Annotated in this window: 22 protein-coding genes; 1 reads left to right on the forward strand and 21 read right to left on the reverse strand. The window is 47.5% G+C overall.

The genetic code is table 11. The features are described 5' to 3' along the window. Positions 1-4: 4 nt before the first annotated feature. From nth to bshA, 13 genes are all read right to left on the reverse strand, one after another. Complete coding sequence (gene nth, locus ACHA8N_RS17275; protein WP_393966463.1) at positions 5-673, reverse strand: endonuclease III; 669 nt, start codon at positions 671-673, stop codon at positions 5-7. Between the two features lie 5 nt (positions 674-678). Continuing rightward, positions 679-1,257, reverse strand: coding sequence for a DnaD domain-containing protein (locus tag ACHA8N_RS17280; protein ID WP_026828099.1), 579 nt, complete (start codon positions 1,255-1,257; stop codon positions 679-681). Between the two features lie 71 nt (positions 1,258-1,328). Next, complete coding sequence (gene asnS, locus ACHA8N_RS17285; protein ID WP_147511484.1) at positions 1,329-2,618, reverse strand: asparagine--tRNA ligase; 1,290 nt, start codon at positions 2,616-2,618, stop codon at positions 1,329-1,331. A 29-nt stretch (positions 2,619-2,647) separates the two neighbouring features. Next, positions 2,648-3,829 carry a pyridoxal phosphate-dependent aminotransferase gene (locus ACHA8N_RS17290; protein WP_147510958.1) on the reverse strand — a complete coding sequence of 394 codons (1,182 nt, stop codon included), beginning with the start codon at positions 3,827-3,829 and terminating at the stop codon, positions 2,648-2,650. Between the two features lie 18 nt (positions 3,830-3,847). Beyond that, positions 3,848-4,315, reverse strand: a complete 468-nt coding sequence (locus ACHA8N_RS17295) for a hypothetical protein (protein WP_393966464.1) — start codon at positions 4,313-4,315, stop codon at positions 3,848-3,850. Beyond that, the gene (locus ACHA8N_RS17300; protein ID WP_147510956.1) at positions 4,312-4,482 is read right to left on the reverse strand and encodes a YpmA family protein; all 171 of its coding nucleotides are present in this window, start codon (positions 4,480-4,482) and stop codon (positions 4,312-4,314) included. Before ACHA8N_RS17300 ends, ACHA8N_RS17295 begins: the two co-directional genes overlap by 4 nt. Before the next feature lie 62 nt (positions 4,483-4,544). Then, complete coding sequence (dinG, locus tag ACHA8N_RS17305) at positions 4,545-7,358, reverse strand: ATP-dependent DNA helicase DinG (RefSeq protein WP_147510955.1); 2,814 nt, start codon at positions 7,356-7,358, stop codon at positions 4,545-4,547. 100 nt (positions 7,359-7,458) lie between these two features. Continuing rightward, positions 7,459-7,842: an aspartate 1-decarboxylase gene (gene panD, locus ACHA8N_RS17310; RefSeq protein WP_147510954.1), complete on the reverse strand. Its 384-nt coding sequence runs from the start codon at positions 7,840-7,842 to the stop codon at positions 7,459-7,461. A 2-nt stretch (positions 7,843-7,844) separates the two neighbouring features. After that, positions 7,845-8,675 carry a pantoate--beta-alanine ligase gene (panC, locus tag ACHA8N_RS17315; protein ID WP_147510953.1) on the reverse strand — a complete coding sequence of 277 codons (831 nt, stop codon included), beginning with the start codon at positions 8,673-8,675 and terminating at the stop codon, positions 7,845-7,847. Next, entirely contained in the window at positions 8,672-9,511 is an 840-nt protein-coding gene (gene panB / locus ACHA8N_RS17320) for a 3-methyl-2-oxobutanoate hydroxymethyltransferase (protein ID WP_147510952.1), read from the reverse strand. The genes panC and panB overlap by 4 nt, the downstream gene beginning before the upstream one ends. 238 nt (positions 9,512-9,749) lie before the next feature. Then, the gene (locus ACHA8N_RS17325; RefSeq protein ID WP_393966465.1) at positions 9,750-10,721 is read right to left on the reverse strand and encodes a biotin--[acetyl-CoA-carboxylase] ligase; all 972 of its coding nucleotides are present in this window, start codon (positions 10,719-10,721) and stop codon (positions 9,750-9,752) included. Next, positions 10,682-11,827, reverse strand: coding sequence for a CCA tRNA nucleotidyltransferase (locus ACHA8N_RS17330; protein WP_393966466.1), 1,146 nt, complete (start codon positions 11,825-11,827; stop codon positions 10,682-10,684). The genes ACHA8N_RS17325 and ACHA8N_RS17330 overlap by 40 nt, the downstream gene beginning before the upstream one ends. Continuing rightward, positions 11,814-12,956, reverse strand: a complete 1,143-nt coding sequence (gene bshA, locus ACHA8N_RS17335; RefSeq protein ID WP_147510950.1) for an N-acetyl-alpha-D-glucosaminyl L-malate synthase BshA — start codon at positions 12,954-12,956, stop codon at positions 11,814-11,816. Before bshA ends, ACHA8N_RS17330 begins: the two co-directional genes overlap by 14 nt. A 170-nt stretch (positions 12,957-13,126) precedes the next feature. Here bshA and ACHA8N_RS17340 point away from each other — a divergent pair, with 170 nt between their 5' ends. Beyond that, the gene (locus ACHA8N_RS17340) at positions 13,127-14,014 is read left to right on the forward strand and encodes a YitT family protein (RefSeq protein ID WP_167498329.1); all 888 of its coding nucleotides are present in this window, start codon (positions 13,127-13,129) and stop codon (positions 14,012-14,014) included. 58 nt (positions 14,015-14,072) lie between these two features. Here ACHA8N_RS17340 and ACHA8N_RS17345 read toward each other — a convergent pair whose 3' ends face one another. The 8 genes from ACHA8N_RS17345 to ACHA8N_RS17380 form a co-directional block, all read right to left on the reverse strand. After that, positions 14,073-14,753 (reverse strand): zinc metallopeptidase, encoded by a 681-nt coding sequence (locus tag ACHA8N_RS17345; protein ID WP_147510948.1) that lies wholly within the window; start codon positions 14,751-14,753, stop codon positions 14,073-14,075. A 40-nt stretch (positions 14,754-14,793) separates the two neighbouring features. After that, positions 14,794-15,399, reverse strand: a complete 606-nt coding sequence (locus tag ACHA8N_RS17350) for a DUF1405 domain-containing protein (RefSeq protein WP_393966467.1) — start codon at positions 15,397-15,399, stop codon at positions 14,794-14,796. Between the two features lie 57 nt (positions 15,400-15,456). Continuing rightward, entirely contained in the window at positions 15,457-16,248 is a 792-nt protein-coding gene (locus tag ACHA8N_RS17355) for a menaquinol-cytochrome c reductase cytochrome b/c subunit (RefSeq protein WP_393966468.1), read from the reverse strand. 40 nt (positions 16,249-16,288) lie between these two features. Continuing rightward, positions 16,289-16,960 (reverse strand): menaquinol-cytochrome c reductase cytochrome b subunit, encoded by a 672-nt coding sequence (gene qcrB / locus ACHA8N_RS17360; RefSeq protein ID WP_012370658.1) that lies wholly within the window; start codon positions 16,958-16,960, stop codon positions 16,289-16,291. A gap of 3 nt (positions 16,961-16,963) precedes the next feature. Further along, the gene (locus tag ACHA8N_RS17365; RefSeq protein WP_028106059.1) at positions 16,964-17,470 is read right to left on the reverse strand and encodes a ubiquinol-cytochrome c reductase iron-sulfur subunit; all 507 of its coding nucleotides are present in this window, start codon (positions 17,468-17,470) and stop codon (positions 16,964-16,966) included. Positions 17,471-17,574: 104 nt separating this feature from the next. Beyond that, positions 17,575-18,015, reverse strand: coding sequence for a DUF2487 family protein (locus tag ACHA8N_RS17370; protein WP_393966469.1), 441 nt, complete (start codon positions 18,013-18,015; stop codon positions 17,575-17,577). Between the two features lie 193 nt (positions 18,016-18,208). Beyond that, positions 18,209-18,736: a ReoY family proteolytic degradation factor gene (locus ACHA8N_RS17375; protein WP_147510945.1), complete on the reverse strand. Its 528-nt coding sequence runs from the start codon at positions 18,734-18,736 to the stop codon at positions 18,209-18,211. 28 nt (positions 18,737-18,764) lie between these two features. Next, on the reverse strand, positions 18,765-20,060 hold the full coding sequence (locus ACHA8N_RS17380) for a tetratricopeptide repeat protein (protein ID WP_393966470.1): 1,296 nt from the start codon (positions 20,058-20,060) through the stop codon (positions 18,765-18,767). Positions 20,061-20,073 lie beyond the last annotated feature (13 nt).

Here is a 20,073-nt window from a genome sequence, read left to right on the forward strand (position 1 = left end):
TTGGTTATTCGCTCTCAAGAGATGGCACTAATCCTTTTGTCCGTTTTTTCCCATCGCGGCACATGTCAAGCAAGGGACACTCCAGGCAATTCGGACGCTGTGCTTTACAGTGATACCGGCCGAAAAAAATAAATTGGTGGTGTAATTTTGACCATCTTTCCCGTTTAAACCGTTTCATCAATGTCTGTTCGACTTGCGTGACATTATCTTTCCAACGACAGATGCCCAGTCGTTTCGAGACACGTTCGACATGTGTATCGACAGCAAACGCCGGCACATCAAACGCAACAGATAACACGACGTTCGCTGTTTTTCGTCCGACGCCCGGCAGCGCTTCAAGACCCGCCCGGTCGGTCGGTACTTCCCCGTCATGCAAGACAAGCAGTTGATGCGCTAATGCTTTGATGTTTTTCGCTTTGTTACGATACAAACCAAGCCGCTTGATTTTTGCTTCAATTTCCTCGACTGGTGCAACAGCTAATCGATCAGGTGTCGGATAGGCAGCAAACAAATCCGGTGTCACTTTGTTGACTAAGACGTCTGTCGCCTGCGCACTTAAGGCAACCGCAACGACAAGCTCAAACGGATTTTGATGAACCAGTTCACAGAAAGCTTCCGGAAACATCTCCTCAAGGGTCGCTTCAATTCGTTCGATTTCTGCTTTGCGTAACATCCCCGTCAGCTCCCCCTCGTCGCAAGATCTTCCAGCGTTTTAATTCCTTCGCGTTCCCACGTCCGCAGAATTTGATTGATATACGTCATCTTCCGGACGTTATGATAGACGGCTTCCCGTAAGGCGGCCAAAACAAGCTCTTCTGCAATATTTTCAATCGTTAACCATTGAATGATCTGTTCCATCTGAAACGGTGACATCATCCCCAGTTCGCGCTCAAAATGTTGGAAAACAGATGGATTGATCGTATCAAAGTTGGGGGCTTCCTGTTCCGGTGGTGCCATTAATTTTTCATAGAGCGGCACCAGGGAATAACGTTCCGATCCGGCGACGTTCTCCATGGCAAGTAATCCTTTTTGAAGCAATCCGAGTGTCGTCTCAATCGTTTCCGTTTCCGAAAGTCCGAGCCGGTTACTGAGCTCCTCTGGTGACGGCATCTCCATGCCTTCCGCGCGACAGGCAAACAATTGTCCGATCAGCGTAAACTCGACAAAACTGATGCCAAGACGTTTGGCTTCCGTGAACAATCGTTTGGGAAGGACAACCGTTCCTTCTTCAAATAGCTGAATTAAATTATGATCCATGATACTTCCTCGATTCTTTAAAGTAAGCAAGAAATCGACCCGTCCGAGGGATGGGTCGATTTCAATCACTATTACGGATACAATCGGTTCAGCAGGCGTGGGAATGGAATCGTCTCGCGAACGTGTTCGACTCCTGTGATCCAGGCGACAGTCCGTTCGAGTCCAAGACCAAAACCACTGTGCGGTACTGATCCATATTTACGTGTTTCCAAGTACCATTTGTAAGCACCGGTTTCATCCAAGTCATGTTCCTTCATACCAGCCAACAGCTTCTCATAATCTTCTTCCCGTTGTGAACCACCAACGATTTCTCCGTATCCTTCTGGCGCAATCAAATCGTCACATAAAACGAAGCCCGGATTTTCCGGATCTTCTTTCATGTAGAAGGGTTTGATGTCTTTCGGCCAGTGTGTAATGAAGACGGGACGTGCAAACGTGTTGGCGATTGCCGTTTCATGAGGCGCACCGAAATCGTCGCCGAATTCGATATCATCAAATCCTTGTTCTTTCAGCATGTCAATGGCTTCCGTGTATTTAACACGCGGGAACGGAGCTTGAATGTTTTCAAGAACCGTCAAGTCACGCTCAAGTAATTCGAGCTCTGGACGACAGTTTTTCAAAGCCGATTGAACAAGATGCGACACATAGTTTTCCTGCACTTCGAGGTTCATCTCATGATCGTAAAAAGCCATTTCCGGCTCCATCATCCAGAACTCGATTAAGTGGCGACGTGTCTTTGATTTTTCGGCACGGAATGTCGGACCAAACGAGAAGACTTTTCCGAGTGCCATCGCGGCTGCTTCCATATAGAGTTGACCGGATTGCGACAAGTACGCATCTTCGTCAAAGTATTTCGTATGGAATAATTCAGTTGTTCCTTCCGGAGCACTGCCTGTCAAAATCGGAGGATCGACTTTAATGAATCCTTCTTGGTTAAAGAATTCATATGTCGCCCGAATCAGCTCGTTCCGAACAACCATGACAGCGTGCTGACGTTTCGACCGTAACCAGAGATGACGGTTATCCATTAAGAAGTCCGTTCCATGAGCTTTCGGTGTGATCGGATAATCGACCGCTTCATGAATCACTTCGATGGCTGTAATTTCCATTTCGTGACCGATTGCTGTCCGCCCACCATCTGATTTGATGACACCCGTCACCCACATCGATGTTTCTTGTGTCAATCCTTTAGCCGTTTTGAACAATTCTTCACCGACTGTTTCTTTCACGACGACTCCTTGCATGAAGCCGGAACCATCCCGTAACTGAAGGAAGGCGATTTTACCGCTCGAACGCTTATTCGCGAGCCAACAGCCAATCGTGATTTCTTCTCCTACGTGTTTCTCTACATCACGAATCATTGCTTTCAAAAGTCAACATCCTCTCTCAATTAAACGGCAGTATGTGCCGTGATAAATCCTTCGATCCGGTCTAATGCCTCGAGTACCCGTTTCGGGTCTGTCGCATAGGATAACCGGACATATTCTGGTGCGCCAAAGCCTGATCCTGGAATCAGGGCGACTTTCGCTTCCGATAAGACCGCTGTACACCAGTCATCAACATTCGAGAAGCCGCACAGTTCCGCTGCCCGTAACGCATGCGGGAACAGATAAAAAGCACCTTCCGGCTTTAAGCAAGTTAATCCCGGAATCTGAATCAAACGATCGTAAATTTGTTCCAACCGTTCTTCAAATACAACACGCATCGCTTCAACCGGTGCGTCGCCTTCCGCGTACGCAGCGACCGATGCCGCTTGGGCAATGGATGTCGGATTCGACGTCGAATGACTGGCAAGATTCGTCATCGCACTGATGATGTCCTTTGGTCCGATTGCGTATCCGATCCGCCACCCCGTCATGGCATGCGACTTGGATACACCGTTGATGATGACAGTCCGCTCACGCATGTTCGGTAAGGTTGCAATCGATAAGTGTGTCACACCATTGTATAACAACTTTTCATAAATCTCGTCACTGATGACAAGCAGATTGTGCTGAATCGCAATCTCCGCCACCATCTCAAGTTCTTCCTTCGTATACACCATCCCTGTCGGATTAGAAGGTGAGTTTAAAACAAGTGCTTTTGTTTTTGGCGTGATATGTTGCTCGAGCAGGTCACGTGTCACTTTGAACCGTGACTGTTCCGTTGTTTCCAAGATGACAGGAACGCCGTCACTCAGTTTGATTTGCTCCGGATAGCTGACCCAGTAGGGCGCCGGAACGATCACTTCATCGCCTGGATCTAAAATGGCTTGAAACAACGTCGATAAAGCATGTTTCGCTCCTGAAGCGACCATGACTTCCGAACGGTCGTACGTTGCCCATAAATCACGTCGTGTCTTTTCGATGATCGCATCTTTTAAAGCTACCGTTCCGCCGGATGGCGTATATTTCGTATCGCCGGCTTCTGCTGCGGCAAAGGCTGCCTGGATAATAAATTCTGGAGTATTAAAGTCCGGTTCACCCGCACCGAGCCCGATGATATCTTGTCCTTCTTCACGTAACGCTTTTGCTTTAGCGGTAATCGCCAGTGTCGTTGACGGTGTCAATTGTTGTACACGTTTCGATAACATCTTGTACACTCCCCTTTTTTAATTAATCCGTAATCGTTTGATAAAGGATCCTTCTTGATACGTATAGTACGAATAATCGTATCCAGACGCTGTTTTGGTCACAATCTCGATCAATGCCCGTTTTTCGAAACCGTACTTGGCAGAGATGATGTTATTCGGATTCCCGGCTTGTCGGATGACATCGGCAATCTTCATACCGTCCGCGACCCGTCGCGTCTCGATTTTTCCTTTTTTCGGAACAAATGCCCGCATCTTTTCACCGTTTTGTTGCATCGTAAATACACTGTACTGTGTTTTTCCGCTAAATACATGGTCAAATTGAATCTGTTCCGGTGCCAATTCTTTCTTCAAGCGGTCTTCCGCCTGACGAACAACCTGTTGTTCCCGTTCTTTCGCCTCAGCGACGGTAAATTGGTAAATTCCCGTTCCAATGAGTGAAATCAGAAGGATGAAGCAGAAAAGACCGATGACGATCTTCCACTTCATGTGCGGTAGATGGTGAAGACCATCTGCTCCTTGTCCTTGTCATCCAGTGCCAGGCCAAACATCAAGTCTTCTGTTTTCAGCGTGCGATTCAATAAGTCTACGATCTTGTACGTATCATCATGGCGATTGACTTTAACCGTTGCCAGTGTCTCGATTTTCGAATCCATTCTTATATCCTCCCTCGTTTTTCTACATCTATTATAATGCGATAATGCTTATTTTAACAGACTCAATCCGCCTCATTTAAGAACAATTCCAGTTCAGCGGTTAATTCATCGAGCGGTTTCGTCAAAACAGGAACATTCGGTAAACTCGAGACAAACCGTTTGCCGTAACGTGTCGTCTCGATACGGCGATCAAATACAAACACGACACCACGATCGTTGGTCGTACGAATCAGCCGTCCAAAACCTTGCTTAAAGCGGATGATGGCCTGCGGCAAACTGTATTCAAAAAATGAGGATTTGCCTTGTTGTTCAATCTGTTCCGAACGGGCTTGCACGATTGGTTGGTCGGGCGGTGCAAACGGCAGACGAACGATGACGAGACAACTCAAATCGTCACCCGGTACGTCGACCCCCTCCCAAAAACTCGCGGTTCCGAACAAAATACAAGCATCCAGTTGTTTAAATTGTTTCATTAGCCGTTGTCGCGATCCTTGGGTAATGCCTTGGGAAAGCAATGTAAACCGTTCCGGTAACGCTGATTTTGTTGCATCATGCGTTTGCCGCAACATTTCGTTTGACGTAAAGAGAACAAGCATCCGTCCTTCCGTCACTTCGGCAATCCGAATGATGGCGTCAGAAATCATCTCAGAATACGTCGTTTGTGGCACATCTTGTAACAGAGGCAAATCGGTCGGAACCATCAAGCGGACTTTTTCTGCATATCCAAACGGCGACGGGACGATAAACCGTCGTGTCTCAATTTCTTCCAACCCTAACCGCTTCTCGATGAACTGAAACTTATTTGAAACGGTTAATGTTGCCGAGGTCAAGACACATGTTCGTTTCGAGAAGACATCCCGTTTCAAACGAGCTGAAATATCAATCGGTTGTGTATAAATACGCGTCAGTTTTCGATTCTTGGCAGTCGTCTCAATCCAAGATACGGTCTCATCATGCGGTGCAAGCATCGTTTCAAAAATCGCTTGTTCCACGTCCTCAAGCTGACCAATCACCGTTTTCAAATCCGCAACAACCGAACGCTCCCGATAACTCATATGTTCCCGTTGATCGTGAAATAGTTTATGAATGGTCCGAATGGCTTGGCGTAAGCGTCTCAAGACGAGTTCGACCCGTTTGGCACTTTCTTGAACTGCCCGCATGGAAGGATGCAGTCGTTTAAAACGGACGGTGACCCGCCCTTCCCGCCGCTCCTTGCGAGACGCCAAGTCAAGTCCGTACGCTTGAATGATTGTCAACAGTCCGTCGGCTTCTTCGAGCAATTCGGTCAATGTCTCATCAATCGTTTCACTGTGGGCTTCGACCAACTCCGTCAAGTCATAGTGGTCTGACAGACTGACGAGTCGCGTCAATAATTTTTTATCGGACGAAAAGCCGAGCTGTCTAAAAATACGGTCAAACGAATGACCGTCAAAAACAAGACCAAAATGATGACTGGCCACTTCTTCGATTTGATGTGCTTCATCTAAAATCAACGGGCAGCCCTTTGGTAAAACACCTGCTTCGTGTTGAATATCACTGAACAACAACGCGTGATTTGTCACGATAATCGTCGCCTGTTTCGCACGACGGACCGCATGATGGAAAAAATCACGGCTGTACCAAGGATCAAACCGTCCCAGCTGCGATTGACTGTCGGACTGGATCAATTGTTTGATTGCGATGTTTCCTTGTGCTGCTCCACCAGGTAAACTCACTTCTTCCAGATCCCCTGTCTCCGTCTGCGTCAGCCACACCAGCAAAATAGCTTTAGCCAATGTAAAATTATAAGGTTCCTCCGTCTCACTGAGGAAAAACTCGAACTTCCGCAAGTCCATATAATTACTCCGACCTTTCAGCAAAGTAATTTCGACGGGTGTGTCGAATACTTGGCGCAAAAGCGGTAAATCGCGGGCAAATAGCTGTTCCTGTAATTGAATTGTATGTGTACTGACGATGACCGGTGTTTCGTGCTCAATCGCATAATGAGCGGCCGGAACGAGATACCCTAGTGATTTCCCCGTCCCTGTCCCTGCTTCGACGAGAAGCGGTGTTTCTTGATCAAGGGACTGATACACATGCCGCATCATCTCCAGTTGTCCTGTACGTGGTTCATATCCTGTGAACAACTTCGGAAACAGTTGCTCATTTAATCGATCAACAAACGGACCGAACGGTTCGAGTTCTGTCCGGAGGATAAATTCTTCCGGCTCACTTCGTTTTTTTAATGCGATCTTTCGAAAACTGTCAAACCGGTCATCGGTTTCGAGTCCGACGTGTCGAATCGCTTGATCGATTTCTTCTTCCACTGCACTGAATAATTTCCCGGATAATCGTCGCAAATGACGTAACGTATCAAGCGGTAAATCGTTTAGACGCTTCAATAAATGAAGTAATAACTCCGCTGTCGCTTCTGCATCACTGCCCGCGCGGTGTGCCTCATGGTGCGTCAATTGTAACGCTTCCGTCAAATGTGACAACGAATGACTCTCTGCTGTCGGTAATAAAATGCGCGCAAGCTCCACCGTGTCAATGACGGGACCTGTATATGGTAAGTACCCTTCTTCTTCTAAAGCCTCATTCAAGAACGTCAAATCAAACTGGACGTTATGAGCGACGAAGATTCCTCCATCAAGTAATTGGAGAACACGCGGCGCGATGCGGTCAAATGTCTCAGCATGCGCGACATCTTCATCTGTAATGCCGGTCAATTGTGAAATAAACGGCGGAATCGGTTTTTGTGGATGGACAAACGCTGATAGACGATCGGTAATCTGTCCGTCTTCAATCACTGCCATCCCGATTTCAATCATCTCATCGCCGGATTTAATCGAATGTCCGGTCGTTTCTAAATCCACTACTACAAACTTTTTTTCCACGACTCATCTCCACCTTTAACCATCCATACCTTAAACATATGGCATCTCAAGTTCCATCTTAACAAAAAAGAGACCCGAATGTACCTCGGGTCCCTCAAAATCATAAGATCGTATGTGCGATTTCCTGCGATAACATCTGCTTGATGGAATTATCTTGATCAAGGACAGCAACTTTCGGAACATGTGCTGAGATTTCTTCGTTCGTCAATTGTGCATAGGCCATGATGATGACTTCATCTCCAATTTGGAAATGGCGGGCAGCTGCTCCGTTTAAACAAATCACGCCAGAACCACGAGCTCCTTTAATGGCATATGTCTCGATACGTGCCCCGTTCTGGTTGTTCGTCACTTGGACTTTTTCATTTTCAAGAATCCCGACAGCGTCCAGTAAATCTTCATCAATCGTAATCGAACCGACGTAATGCAGATTCGCTTCCGTGACACGGGCCTTGTGTAATTTTGCGTGCATGAATGTGCGTAACATAATCATGCTCCTCTCGTATATAGTAAGTTATCAATCAAACGTGCCGATTTGAATTGAACGGCAACCGCGAGTAAAATCGTTTTCGTTGTCGGATTGACTGGTCCGAGCGTCGGATAAGCAACGGCTTCGACATAATCAATCGTCGTCCCTTCAAAGTGAAGTGACGCGCGTGTTTGTGCAAGAACCGTTTCAAGCGGCGTACCTGCATCAAGCGCTTGTTTTGCTTCCTGTAGTGCCTGTTGAATGCCCGGTGCCTGTTCGCGCTCGGCTTCCGACAAATAGACATTCCGGGACGATTTCGCCAGTCCATCCACTTCACGAATGATCGGACACCGTTTAATCTCGACCGGTACGAAATAGTCCGCTACGTACCCTTCAATCAATGCCAATTGTTGTGCATCTTTTAATCCGAAATAAGCACGGGTCGGCTGAACGATATTAAACAATTTACTGACGACCGTCAAGACTCCATCAAAATGTCCCGGACGCGATGCACCACATAAGACGTCATCACCCGAACGAACCGTGACTCGAGCCATATCAAGTGGATACATGACATCATTCGTCGGATAAAAGAGATAGTCGACTCCTGCTGCTTGCGCCAATCGCTGATCACGCTGTTCGTCACGCGGATAACGGTCTAAATCTTCATTTGGACCGAATTGTGTCGGATTGACAAAGATGCTTAAAACAACGATATCGTTGTCCTGCCGTGCCTGTTTCAGAAGCGAGGCGTGCCCTTCGTGCAGAAAACCCATCGTCGGGACGAATCCAATCGATGTTTGTCCCGCCAAAACTTCCCGCAGTTGTTCCACACTCTGCATGATTTTCATTCTTTCGTTCCTCCGTATAAGGCACCAATCAATTCCTCATCCATCATGAAGGAATGAGCCAATTCAGGGAATGTGCCGTTTTTAACTTCTTGGACGTAATGAGCGATGGCTTCCGTACCTGATGTGTTCCAATCGGCATATGCTTTAACAAATTTCGGAAGCCGACCGACGCCGTAAGTCAAAAGATCATGATAGACCAACACTTGTCCGGCGACATCAGCACCGGCACCGATCCCAATTACAGGAATCGTCAAGAGTTCTTGGACGCGTTTCGCAAGAGGATGCGGTACACATTCGAGTACGAGCATCTTCGCGCCTGCTTGTTCTGCTGCCAAACTGTCGGCAATCAACTGTTCCGCAGCTTCAAGCGATTTCCCCTGAACTTTGAATCCTTCCAACACGCCAACAGATTGTGGTGTCAGTCCCAAGTGCGCGACACACGGCATCCCGGCATCCGTCAAGCGGCGAATCGTCATCAAGATTTCTCCCGCACCTTCGAGTTTCAAAGCGTCCGCCCCGCTCTCTTGAAAAATACGGGCTGCCGCTTCGAGCGTCCGGTCAAATGAACCGTGGTAGCTTGCAAATGGCATGTCGACGACCATAAATGTCGCGGGTGCTCCGCGGCGTACGGCTTTTGCGTGATGGATCATATCGTCTACTGTCACGGCAATCGTCGAATCATAACCGAGAATGACGTTCCCGAGCGAATCACCGACCAATAACAGATCGACGTGTCCTGCTTCTGCCAGTTTTGCCGACGGATAATCGTATGCTGTCAGCATGACAAGTTTTTCCCCAGCTTGTTGTTTTTTTAATAAAGGTGTCATCGTATGCATGTGTGTTCTCTCCTTCGTAGTTTAGAGAGGACAAAAGGAAACACCTTCCTTCCTAAAATAATCCATAGGAAAGAAGGCGTGAATAAGTGCTAAATCATCCTTCTGTCCCTGTCCGAGTAGGATCAAGGCAGTTAAATAAAAACTATGATTACAAGCCTCTAACCGGTATGACTCCAAATGGCTATCATCCTCGTATTCATTATACATGATTCAAAAAGCAGACTGCAAACGTCCGAACTTATCTTTCTGTCCAGTAAATCAATTCGGCGGAATGGAATGTTTTCATTCCTGCTTCCGTTTCCATTTGTAACGTACCATCCGCCTGAATGCCGCGTAAGATGCCGGTCACCGTTTCTTGCCGGGTGCGTAACGTTACTAGATCGTTTAATCGATCCGCATAGTTCTCCCACAACGAGACAAAAGACGCAAAACCTTCCGTTAACCACTTCAGGTACATCGGTTCGAACGTATTTAAAAACATGGCGACGATTTCAGCGCGGGCAATCACTTTACCGGTCGCTAATTTCAAAGACGTCGCACGGTCCGCTAATACTTCCGGAAACTGTTCATGGAGGACGTTAATGCCGATTCCAATGATGACGGAATTGATGCGATCAGCTTCCGTTTGCATTTCCGTTAAGATACCGGCCACTTTTTTTCCTTCAATTAACAAATCATTTGGCCATTTAATCGTAGCCGGGATATCAAGTGTCCGTAACGTCTGTGCCAAGGCGATACCCGCAAGTAATGTCAATTGACCGGCTTCGTGAAGCGGTGCTGCAGGACGTAAAATCAAACTCATCGCAATGCCTGCTCCCTGCGTTTCGTGCCATGTGCGCCCGAGTTGTCCTCGTCCGCCGGTTTGAAAGTCACAGATGATCAGTGTCCCTTCCGCAGCTGCTTGCTGGGCTTGCTCATGCGCAATCCGTTGCGTCGTTTCCGTCTGCTTGAGATGCATGATGTGCCGTCCAAGAGTACGTGTTTGCAAATCCTGTTGAATCGCGAGTGGTGTCAATCGATCGCCTTGATCTACTAAATGATAGCCTGTTTTTTTATTGGCTTCGATGATATACCCTGCCTCTTTTAATGTCGCAATTTGTTTCCAAATAGCGGTACGTGAAATATTTAATTGATCAGCCAACTCTTGACCCGATATCCAATCGGTCTGCATTAATGCATGGAGGACTCGGTCCCGTGTTGATTTTTCCAACTCATCACTTCCTTTAACAGAATCTCACGTTGATTTTCCAGTCGGCCATCCACCACTTGCCGTTCCAGATGATGGAGCGCTTCTTTAATCTGTTTTTTTTGCAATCCGAGCTCGATCATGTCACGTCCATTGACCGTTAAATCTTGTAAACGTCGGATCGGCAAGGAAGTCCGACCTTCGTGACGACGTCCCGTCATGTGGTTCAAATGTTCCAATTCTTCATCCGACAGTCGATAGCGTTGCCAATCGGATAACGTCTGCTCCTGTACAAGGGGGGCCAATGTCTTTGCACGCCCCTCTTGTTTTTTGGAACGTTTAAAGACCCGCAGCGCTTCCGGACGTAACCCGGCGACTAAAACGAGTGTCCATACATTGTCCGATGACACACCGTTCAAGTCGAGTGAAATCAATTGGTTTAGAATCGTGTCATCAAGACCCGGCATGTCCGCGTAAATACCGGTTCGAAGCATTACTTGAAGTGCCGTTTTTCGTCCGGGACCTAATAGTAGTTTTTCGAACTCCATCGCGATCCGTTCGACGGCGACCGATTGAAGATGATGTTTTTGATTCGTGATGGCCTGTTCCGTCTGTGGATCCAGTGTAAATTCCAGCTGGCTCATGAATCGAAAGGCCCGAATCATTCGCAGGGCATCTTCATTAAACCGGTCTTCCGCCCGACCGACCGTCCGAACGATTTTGGATGCCAAGTCGTCTTGACCACCAAACAAGTCTACGAGACCGGTCGGCTTTAATGCCATCGCATTGATGGTAAAATCACGGCGTGTCAAGTCTTCTTCCAAGCTGACCCCAAGTGTCACGGCATCCGGACGGCGGCGGTCACTGTAGGTGGTTTCCGAACGAAATGTCGTTATTTCAAACGGCATGTGGTCCAAAACGACCGTGACGGTACCGTGCTCGAGTCCGGTTGGAATGACGATCGGAAAAAGTTGCATGACCTCTTCCGGAAGCAGTGACGTTGCGAGATCATAATCTCCGGGATCCCGTTTGAGCAGCATATCCCGGACCGCTCCACCGACGATATAGGCCTCTCCTCCCGATCCTTCAATCGTCTGAATGATGTGGTTAGCATATTCAAGCATTTTCATAGCGTGCACACACCCGTTCATATAACAATTCATAGGTACGAACGACTTGATTGGAATCAAACCGTCTGCGGGTATCGCGGATTCCTTCCTCCGCCAATTCTTCCCGCAATGCCGCATTATCCGCCAACTGTCCAATCCGGTCCGCCGCCGCCTTCACGTCATACGTCGGCACGATGAATCCGGTTTTGCCGTCTTGAATCACTTCCGGTAACCCTCCGGCACTTGAGACGACACTCGGAACACCAACCGCCATCGCTTCGAGTACAACAAGTCCGAATGCTTCTTTTTCCGACAACAGTAAATGAATATCACTGATTGCAAGCAACTGAGCGACATGCTCCTGTTTTCCGGCAAAGATGATTTTGTCATAAATTCCGAGTTCCTTCGCCCGGCGTCTTGTCTGTCCCATTTCCGGACCGTCTCCGACCAATAATAACCGCATGGCTCGATCCTTCGAAGCAATTGCAAACGCAGCAATCGTATCGTCAATTCGTTTGACCGGCCGAAAGTTCGAAATATGGATAACGACGACCTCATCCGGTTCGATGCCGTAATGCCGCTTCAGTCGTTCATCCCGCATCGGATAATACATACTTTCATCAATCGAGTTTGGAATGACTTCAATCGCATACTGTCCGTTTAATGTCATGTTTGTTTCAAGAGCCAGACTTTCCGAAACGGCCGTGACCGCGTCCGAACTTTCAATCCCGTACCGAATCGCGGGTTGCATCTCTAAATCCTGTCCGATGACTGTAATATCCGTTCCATGTAAAGTCGTCACGACCGCGACGCCTTTTTTCTTCGCCATATTCCGACCGAGCTCCGCACAGACAGCGTGGGGAACAGCATAATGGGCATGAATGATATCGAGATCAAACACATCGATGACTTCCGCGACCTTTGACGCCAGCGTGATGTCGTACGGCGGATATTTAAAGACCGAATATTGATTCACTTCCACCAAATGAACCGTGATATTCGGTCGATATTCCGTCAGGCGAAACGGAATACTCGATGTGATGAAATGTACATCATGTCCCCGGTCCGCTAACTTCATTCCAAGTTCCGTTGCCACGACACCACTGCCGCCGACCGATGGATAACAAAGAATCCCAATCGCTTTTTTCATAATCTAATCACTCTCTCTTTAAGTAATGTCCTCTACCTTGCTCATTGTATCAAATTGTCGACTAAAAACTACATCTGCCACTTTTTGAATGATTTTCATCAGAAAAGCTAGTCTTTTTTTACGTCTGCCGTTACCCTAGAGAAAGAGTCATGTCAGAGAGGAGCAATCAGATGGCACCCCCATTCCAGTTTCCAATTCGAATTCAAAACATCATCTGGATTTTAATTGGATCATTTATTTTCGCTTTTGGTATCTATCATTTTAACGTGCAGAACGAGTTAGCTGAGGGAGGATTTACAGGCATTACCTTGATCTTAAAAGGATTGTTCGGTTTTTCCCCATCCGTTACGAATTTACTGCTCAATATCCCGCTATTCCTTGTCAGTTACAAATTGTTGGGACGAACGACGTTTGTCTACACATTGATCGGAACGTTCAGTTTCTCGATTTGGTACGGGTTGATCGCCAAGTACTCCCCACTGGAAATTTTATTGAAGGATGATATGGTCCTTGCCGCCCTGTTTGCCGGCGTTTTCATCGGGGTTGGTCTCGGTATCATCTTTAACAACGGTGGTACGACCGGCGGGGTCGATATCATCGCTCGATTGACGAAACGATACTTTGGTTGGTCGATTGGCAGAACGTTCATGGTGTTCGACTTTTTCGTCATCATCGCATCCCTGACTTACCTCGACTATAAACAGGCGATGTATACGTTACTGGCTGTCTATGTCGGTGCCCGTGTCATCGACTGGATGCAAGAAGGTACGTATGCTGGAAAAGCTGCCATGATCATCAGTGATCAGCGGACTGAAATCGCGGATGGCATTCATGCGACGATGAACCGTGGTACGACCCGACTGATCGCAAAAGGCGGTTATTCCGGACGCGACTTGGAGGTATTGTACGTCGTCGTCGCCCGTAATGAAATCACACGATTGAAGACACTTGTCAAATCAGTCGATCAACATGCTTTCATCACTTTGCATGATGTCTATGAGGTCACGGGAGAAGGATTCACTTTTGATGAAAATCGTATTCCAATTAAAGAAACATGACCTGCCCCAAAAAAATGACGAGGAGTCCCTTCCGGACTCCTCGTCATTTTCATATTGTTTAGTCATCACTTGATGGTGCAAAGACAATCAAAGCTAAACGGACGAACTCGGCAATCGCGACAAGCGTCGCTGCGACATATGTCCAAGCAGCAGCGTTTAAGACACGACGTGATCCGCGTTCTTCTTCAGCATCGATGATCCCGTGTTCTGTCAACTGGGCCATCGCCCGGTTGGAAGCATCAAACTCAACCGGTAATGTCACGAGTTGAAAAATGACTGCTCCGAGCATCAAGATGACACCAAGCATTGCCAATCCACTCATACCAGCCAAGAAACCGATCAACAACAACGGGAACGACAGGTTCGATGTGATCGAAGCGACTGGTGCGATCCGGTGACGAACCCGCATCATCCCGTAATCGGTTGCGTCTTGGATGACGTGCCCGATTTCGTGGGCGGCGATTGAAACCGCTGAGACCGTAGAACCGTAGTAGACGTCTTCCGACAGGCGGACGACTTTATTCGTCGGATCATAGTGATCGGACATCGTTCCGCCGATCGGCTCAAGCCGCACATTCGTAATCCCGTTTTGCTTCATGATGAAATCCGCGACTTGTGCTCCGGTGACTCCACTCTGAATCGGAACTTGTTGATATTTTTTATACGTTTTTCTGACGCGCATCTGCGCCCAGATTGGCACGATGATGATGATGGCCAAATAAATCAAATAGTTCGCCATGTGGCATCTTCCCCTTCATAAAAAAGATTATATCCTTATTTTATGTTCGAGTGAACTTATTGTCAATTGAATCGCGTGCTACAAACCAATATCCCATCAAAAGACATAATCCGGTCAACCAAAACGAGCCATATCCGATCCACTGGATATGCTCTGCCAGCGCCGGATACCGCGGCCACTGTCCAAGTACATAATCCACCACATCGTTATGAATGACCCAGATGGAGACGAGGATAAGTTCCTTGACCCGAAACGTCATGACGGGGGCATACAGAAGGGCTTGGAACGCCATCGCTCCGTGGGAGAGCATCAGCATCAGTGCCATCGCCGTCAAATAGGAATTATCTGTCCCGAGTTCCCGTAACATCAACGCATTCATGACGACCGCCCAAACTCCGTATTTGATCAAAGTCACGAAGGCAAGCGCTTCAAACAAACGGGACCGGCGATTAAAAATCCATAAAAAGACGATAATCGTGAAAAAGAAAGACGCTGTCGGACTATCCGGAATGAACGGATAATAGTACCAGTTCGACTGTTCGAGTTGAGGCTGATACCAGTAATACCCGTAGAGTGTTCCGCCTAAGTTGATCAAGGCAAGCGGCCAAAGCACCGCTTTATGTTTTAAAAAATGAATGAACGGCATGTATTGTCACCTCATGATAGACAAAAACCGGAGGAAAAATTCCCCCGGTCGGTTGTCTTATTTATTGTTCTCTCCGCCTTCACCGTAAGAAGCGATGAATTTAGCGAGTTCTTTACGGTCTGCATCTGAACCTTTGTACTGTCCAGCAGGCATCGATCCGATCCCTTTGTCTGCAATCTCATAAATTTCTTCTTCTGTCTTTTTCGTTCCGACGAGGGCCGGAGCTGCTGCGCCACCTTCAAGGTTTTTCCCGTGACAGTTGACACATGACTGATTCGAGTAGATCTCGAATCCTTTAGCGGCCGTATCGATTTCCGGACCTTCGTTCATTGTCAACTCACCTTGTTTATGAATCGTATCCCAGTGTGTTGTTTGAACAGATTCCCATGTCAAGAAGACAATCGAGACGACTGCAAGAAGCATCATGCTGACAGCGACTGGACGTTTTGCCGGGCGACGTTCCAATCCTTGGTCTAACCACGGCGCAACAAGAAGTGCCGTGAATGCTAGACCTGGAAGAATGACGGTCCCCATCAAAATGTACGGACCTGCCGCAAATTGGTATTTCAAGAGCTGATAGAGGAATAGGAAGTACCAGTCCGGTAGTGGAATGTACGACGTATTCGTCGGGTCAGCAATGTTTTGAAGTGGTGCTGCTTCAACGATTGTCAGTGTCATGAAGCCGATCAGGAAGACCGCTCCTACCATCCATTCGCGAAGTAAGAAGTTTGGCCAGAACGCTTCCGTCCGACCTGGATATTCCGAATAGTCTTTTGACTTGTTCGGCATCCGGTTGTTGATCGACACCCGTGAATCGGTGACGAATTTCATTCCTTTACCACGATGCATCGTGTTCTCCCCCTTTTAGTTGTCTAAAGTAATTGTCGGTTTAAAGTGGTCCAGAGATCCCTTGTTTGCGGATCATCATGAAGTGGGCCCCGAGCAAGACGAACAATGCTGCAGGAAGGAAGAAGACGTGAATCGCAAAGAATCGAGCGATCGTACTTGCACCGACGATTTCTCCACCCGCCAGGAGTGTTTTTGCGATACCACCGATGACCGGAATACTTTCGGCAATTTGAATCGTAACTTTCGTTGCGAACAATGCTTTCATATCCCATGGCAACAAGTATCCTGTCAGACCGAGCGCTAAGACAACGAAGAATAACAGAACGCCGACGACCCAGTTCAATTCACGTGGTTTTTTGTATGAACCTGTGAAGAAGACACGTAATGTATGTAAGAACAACATTACGATGACGACAGATGCGCCCCAGTGGTGCATACCACGAACGATTTGACCGTGTGCCACTTCATTTTGAAGATAGTAGACGGACGCGTGCGCGTTGATGATATCGGGTACGTAATACATCGTCAAAAACATTCCCGAAAGAATCTGAATCACGATCGTGAAGAACGTCAGCCCGCCAAAACAATAAACGAATGCTGAGAAGTTATGAGCCGGGTTAACGTGTTCTGGAACTTCATGATCAGCGATATCTCGCCAAAGCGGTGTGATGTCTACCCGCTCATCAATCCAATCATAAATTTTTTGCATCATCGCTTACGCACCTCTTTCGACTGGCTTACCTAAGTAAAGGAAACCATCTTTCTCTTGCATTTCATAGCCATCGAGCGGTTTCGTCGGAGGCGTACCTGGTACGTTGACGCCATCTTTCGTATACCGGCCGAAGTGACATGGGCAATAGAAATCTTCCGGGTGCGTCGGATCCGATCCGAAACTCACTTGGCAACCTAAATGTTTACAAATCGGTGATAATGCTAAAATCTCACCTTTATCGTTTTTAAACACCCACGCAGACAATGTTTCTTCAAACTCATACCATGCATCCTGTGTTTGTTTCTTGAAGTCAACCCGTTTTGGTTCTGTCGTGATATCCGACAACTTCATTACTTTTACTTTATCGCCTGCCCCTGATTTCTTCAGGACTGGGTCAACTGCGAAGTTGACCATCGGCATGACCATCGTCGCCGCCATAAAGCCGCCGACTCCAGTCAATGTATACGTCAAGAACTGACGACGTGTTACGTTAGACCCGTTTTGAGCCATCTCGATCCCCCCTCGTGATGTACGCTGTGCCCCAAGACCACAGTACTTCACACAAATTTCTCACATGGTAATAGTATCTTAATAAAATCATTGCGTCAACCGCTTCATAGCGCGGTCCAACGGTTTCCTAACTGCTCTAAGACTTGCCCGACAAAATTCCCGACCATCTGACCTTGTTGATCGCGACTCATCGTCTCAAGCGATAAACGCGGGACATAAATAATGTCCGTGACCAATGTCTCTTTCCACCGTAAATCGGCAGTAATGAACGTCACAAATCGAAACTGCTCGGCAGATGCCGCCTGCTTCCAACTGGTTAACTGGTCGATGGACGGTTCACCAATATACGTCATTGGCGGCACAAGCATCGCCCGTCCCGACAATTGCCGTTCGACTTCCGTCGCGACGGTTATCGTCATATCTGCACATTCCGAGAAAGCATGCATCGCTTCGTCGAATCCGACGGGAATCAATGGGACAATCAACGTATCGATGTACGCTTGTTCGTTTCTCGTCCTTTGAACATCGGATGGTTTGAAACGCAAGTCATTCCCCCCTTTCCTGTTCACTTACATTTCGTCACATTTAATGTATCATATCCGCTTTTGTTACTGCTTCTTTAATGTGAACGTTTTATGAAATTAGCTACAATTTTTCTTCATATTTTGACCTTAGTTTGATTTCAAAAAGCCTCCCTTCATTTTAAGTAAAGGGAGGTCGTGTGTCTGCCGTTTTGATTCAAAGCTGACTGCGGATGATTCGAAGCTCATCAGACAGCGATTGAAACCGATTTTTGTCACGGGCGTCCAACGCCTCGTCAATCAACCGGACCAATCGTTCTTCTTCCTGGCGGTTGACGGTCGCGGCGATAAAATTCATTGCAGCATCCGCCAGCTTGGGTTCAACTGCCACCTCCGGACGAAATGGATTTTCCTCCAACAGCGAAAGGTATTCGTCATCCATCATCATACCTTGAAAGTTCAGCTCGATATAGACGTCTTCATCCGTCAACCGGATGTCATGGTATGCTTTTTCCGGATCAGTCGTTTTCACTTCTCCTTTTTTGAATAAAAAGGGATCTGCATCAAATCCGTACGTCGTAATGATGATGGCTTTCGGTGCAAACATCGCATTTTGGACAAAGTGCACACGCTCGAGTTTTGAGTCATTTCGGAGCCAATAATCGATAATCCACTTTGACTCCCGACGTTTCAACGTATAATAGGTCAAGATGCGGCGCAAGAAACGCTGCTTTCTCTCTGTCATCTTAATCCTACTCCCTTCTCCCGTGAAGTCATCCATCCATTCGTTCGACATAGTCGACTAAATCTGCATCTTCCGGCGTTAAACCGGCTGCCCGTCTCAATAAGATCAACCCTTCATCCCGGCGTCCTTCTTCAACGAGCGCATAACCATATTCTTTCAAGAATAACGCATCATCCGCAAAGGCTGACTCGACTTGAGCGTATTTCTCCATGGCTTGTGTATATTCTTCAAGTGCATATAACGAACGCGCCCGATACCAAGTTAAGATGGGTGCCGTCACGTGTTCCTCGATGGCGGAAATCGTTTCAAGCGTCGCGTCATGATCTTCGTCTTCCGCAAGCAAAGCTAACAGCCGTTCGGCAGCGACAAGTGATTCCGGATTTAAAGCAAGGGCCTCGCGTAATGCTTTAACACTGCCTTCCCGGTCACCCAGCTTCAAGAGGAATAATGCTTCCATCGTCCGCAACTCATCATTGTAATCATCCCGCTCCATCCCTTGTTTGATCACGTTTAAAGCTTCTTTCGTCAATCCAAGCTCAGCCTGGCTTTCCGCGTATGGTACGTAAGCGGACGTGTAATCGGGATCTTGTGCGACCAATTGTTGGAACGTCTCGACTGCTTTTTGGTGTTGTCCGACACGGTGGGCGGTCATCGCGAGACCAAACAGCGTATGCAGGTCCGAACGTTCGGCGACGGCACGTTCATACAGGGGAATCGCTTCTTCGAATTCACCGATCATCGCCAGTGCCTCAGCATACAGCGCATCCAGTGGCAACTGTTCCCGTAAGACCGGATCTGCTGCGATTTCAGCAAACAATGGAACCGCTTGATCAAACGCTCCTAAAGTCATATACAGTTCTGCCAGTCCATAAGCAAGCAACGGCTCATCCGGTGCTAAGTTCCGTGCTTCCTTCAGTTTTGCCAACGCGACTTCATCAAGACCTTGCGATTGATATAAGTCCGCGAGTAACACCAATGTCCGTGGTCCGTTTTCGATATCCGTCACATCAACCTGCTCCAAGACCGTAATCGCTTCTTCCTCACGATCCAAATCGATGTAACACTCAGCAAGCAATAAGGCCACACCGGCATTGCCTGAATAGTCGACATAAAGCGGAGCCAGTACATTGACTGCCCGATCGGATAATCCTAATTCAATATACAAATCAGCTACTGCCAAACGGTCTTCGTCCGTTCCGTTTTTTTCAAGCTGTTCCAGTGCTGCTAATGCTTCGGACGTATGTCCGTGTTCGAGACTCTCGACTATCTCTTTTAATAGTTCTTCGTTCAAGGCAAACGCCTCACTTTCTTCTAGGTCGCTCATTAAGAGGTCTTTA

This window comes from Exiguobacterium sp. S22-S28, assembly GCF_043359615.1.
In the GTDB taxonomy this organism is placed as follows: domain Bacteria; phylum Bacillota; class Bacilli; order Exiguobacteriales; family Exiguobacteriaceae; genus Exiguobacterium_A.

Coding starts and splice junctions, on each gene's coding strand:
- ACHA8N_RS17340 (WP_167498329.1), top strand. CDS start 13,127: ATGGCACCCCCATTCCAGTTTCCAATTCGAATTCAAAACATCATCTGG.
- panC (WP_147510953.1), bottom strand. CDS start 8,675: ATGAAAATCATGCAGAGTGTGGAACAACTGCGGGAAGTTTTGGCGGGA.
- ACHA8N_RS17380 (WP_393966470.1), bottom strand. CDS start 20,060: ATGAGCGACCTAGAAGAAAGTGAGGCGTTTGCCTTGAACGAAGAACTA.
- panB (WP_147510952.1), bottom strand. CDS start 9,511: ATGCATACGATGACACCTTTATTAAAAAAACAACAAGCTGGGGAAAAA.
- asnS (WP_147511484.1), bottom strand. CDS start 2,618: ATGATTCGTGATGTAGAGAAACACGTAGGAGAAGAAATCACGATTGGC.
- ACHA8N_RS17300 (WP_147510956.1), bottom strand. CDS start 4,482: ATGGATTCGAAAATCGAGACACTGGCAACGGTTAAAGTCAATCGCCAT.
- panD (WP_147510954.1), bottom strand. CDS start 7,842: ATGTTACGCACATTCATGCACGCAAAATTACACAAGGCCCGTGTCACG.
- ACHA8N_RS17345 (WP_147510948.1), bottom strand. CDS start 14,753: ATGGCGAACTATTTGATTTATTTGGCCATCATCATCATCGTGCCAATC.
- ACHA8N_RS17295 (WP_393966464.1), bottom strand. CDS start 4,315: ATGAAGTGGAAGATCGTCATCGGTCTTTTCTGCTTCATCCTTCTGATT.
- ACHA8N_RS17355 (WP_393966468.1), bottom strand. CDS start 16,248: ATGCATCGTGGTAAAGGAATGAAATTCGTCACCGATTCACGGGTGTCG.
- ACHA8N_RS17280 (WP_026828099.1), bottom strand. CDS start 1,257: ATGGATCATAATTTAATTCAGCTATTTGAAGAAGGAACGGTTGTCCTT.
- ACHA8N_RS17375 (WP_147510945.1), bottom strand. CDS start 18,736: ATGACAGAGAGAAAGCAGCGTTTCTTGCGCCGCATCTTGACCTATTAT.
- ACHA8N_RS17365 (WP_028106059.1), bottom strand. CDS start 17,470: ATGGCTCAAAACGGGTCTAACGTAACACGTCGTCAGTTCTTGACGTAT.
- ACHA8N_RS17330 (WP_393966466.1), bottom strand. CDS start 11,827: ATGAAAATGCTTGAATATGCTAACCACATCATTCAGACGATTGAAGGA.
- bshA (WP_147510950.1), bottom strand. CDS start 12,956: ATGAAAAAAGCGATTGGGATTCTTTGTTATCCATCGGTCGGCGGCAGT.
- ACHA8N_RS17350 (WP_393966467.1), bottom strand. CDS start 15,399: ATGCCGTTCATTCATTTTTTAAAACATAAAGCGGTGCTTTGGCCGCTT.
- nth (WP_393966463.1), bottom strand. CDS start 673: ATGTTACGCAAAGCAGAAATCGAACGAATTGAAGCGACCCTTGAGGAG.
- qcrB (WP_012370658.1), bottom strand. CDS start 16,960: ATGATGCAAAAAATTTATGATTGGATTGATGAGCGGGTAGACATCACA.
- ACHA8N_RS17290 (WP_147510958.1), bottom strand. CDS start 3,829: ATGTTATCGAAACGTGTACAACAATTGACACCGTCAACGACACTGGCG.